At 63.0% G+C, this 1,925-nt stretch carries 3 protein-coding genes; all 3 read right to left on the reverse strand.

The genetic code is table 11. From position 1 onward, the window contains the following. Nucleotides 1-850 (reverse strand): hypothetical protein (locus ACOSYY_RS19940; RefSeq protein ID WP_421664708.1); only part of this gene is annotated, 850 nt, incomplete at its 3' end. Next, a complete protein-coding gene (locus tag ACOSYY_RS19945) occupies nucleotides 850-1,560 on the reverse strand; it encodes a hypothetical protein (protein ID WP_421664709.1) in 711 nt (236 codons plus the stop codon). The genes ACOSYY_RS19945 and ACOSYY_RS19940, both read right to left, overlap by 1 nt. A 4-nt stretch (nucleotides 1,561-1,564) precedes the next feature. Further along, a partial coding sequence (locus ACOSYY_RS19950; protein ID WP_421664710.1) for a hypothetical protein occupies nucleotides 1,565-1,925 on the reverse strand: 361 nt, incomplete at its 5' end.

The following is a 1,925-nucleotide window of genomic DNA, read 5'->3' on the forward strand; positions in this document are numbered from 1 at the left end:
GATCGAGCAGGGAACGGGTGCTGTTTCCGTCGTGGACGATGACATCCTCGGTCCCCAAAACGAGATGGGAGGTGCCGATCGAAGCAATGCAGTTTTCCGTCATCGCCCCTACTTCGGAGAGAATCTGGCGGAAGCTGAAGATGTCGAATCCGCCGACGTAATCCGCCTGCCAGGTGTGGTTTTCCTTGTAGATGATGAGACTGTCCCGGAGCGGCATACAGTCGATCAGCTGGTCTTCCGTCTGCCCGAATTCCACGATGCCCGACTGGTTAGTGGGATCTGCATAGTCCCACGACAGCGGCAGCGAACCCTGCTGTGCGGCATCCGACCAGCGCATCAAACGCGAGTTGTACGAACCCGTATCGGTGACGCGAAGCGCAATGAGAAAGCTCTTCCACGGCCGGATAACTCGGGCAGTGACGTTCACCGACGGCCATGCGGTCAGTGAAACCAGATCATTCGACAGCGACGGCGCCCAGGATTGGGGAATACCCACGCCGTCATTGACGATCATGTAGCCGTTGAAAGGTCCGCCGGTATAGCCGAGGTCCGCAGTTGCGGCGAGCGTGATCGTTCCGGTGATATTCGCGTGCGTGGTCCCGTCGGTCGCGTACATGACCGTCTCGGAACCGTAGACCCAGAAGTAGTTGACGCCATCCGAAATGGGCGCTGTGAAGATGGACGTAGCCGAAAGGCTCCCGAGGGCCTGGGCGTAACCTGGGCATTTCTCGACCGCCCCGTCCCGATACTGGACGTTCCTCGAGTCGGTCCACGCCCCCGGAGGGAGATCGAGGTTTGGGATGTCCGGCGCGAACCCGGTCGCAAGATTCTTGATGGCGGCGCGTTTCATTAGCTTCCGATGCTGCCTTTCACGTTCGGCGAACCAGACCCCGCCACGAACACCACCGTCGTTCCCGCATCGTGCAGGATGGCATACCCCGCAGCACCGCCAGAGCCTCCGGCAAATCCCGAGGATTGTCCGTTCGATCCGGCCACTCCATAAGCACCGCCGTCTCCACCATCCGCATTGGTCGTACCGCCAACTCCGGGAGTACCGGCGCTTCCCGTGGTTCCCGCGGTTCCGCTCTCAGCACCCGAACCGCCTGACCCGCCGCCCGCGCCACCGCCACCGCCGGAACCTTCCGCCAGGGATTGACCACCACCACCACCACCACCGCCGCCGCCCCAGATGCGGCCGGAACTATTCGTGACGCGCAGCGTGCCGTTGAAATTCGCCCGGATTGCCGGGCCTCCGGCTTGTCCGTTGACGCCCGGAGAGTCCGAACCGCCCGCCCCGGCATTGCCGCCCTTGCCGATGGCGTAACCGAGATTGATGAGGTCCACAAATGACCCGTTCGCCAATCCGTCGAGGTGGATCGCGCCGAGGCTGGTCGAACTCGACTGCCTCTCGATGGCCGAGGAAATGCGCAGCACCAGAAGAACCGGGACGGAAGACGGGATCGAGGTGCCGTCAACGCTCTTCTGCCACGTCCCGCCGTTGGAAGACAGGGTGACCGTGTAGACCGGCAACCCCCCGAGCATCATCCCCATGGCAAGCATGGGATTAGCCTACGTTCAGTCCGGCCTGCGCCCAGACATCCGAGGTATTGTCATAGCTGAACGCGAACACGTCCCGCGCGCCGACAGCCGTGGAAAGCGTCGGCGTCGTGGAACCGGCGAACTTGTATTTCGACCCCCACGACCCGGTATAGCTGCCGGACCCGCCCTGGATCAGGTGGATCACGATCGTCTGCCCGGAGCGCCCGTTCGAGGGATTGGCAATGGTGGCATTGCTCGCCAGCACCGCCCGGAACACGTTCCCGTCGTCGCAGTTCGGCGTCATCGTGCCGCCGGTCCCCAGCGAGACGATGGTAGATCCCGTTCCTTTGGCGAAGGTCTGCGCCGCATCCAGCCGCGCATAGGCC

Source organism: Nitrospira sp. BLG_2, assembly GCF_049222245.1.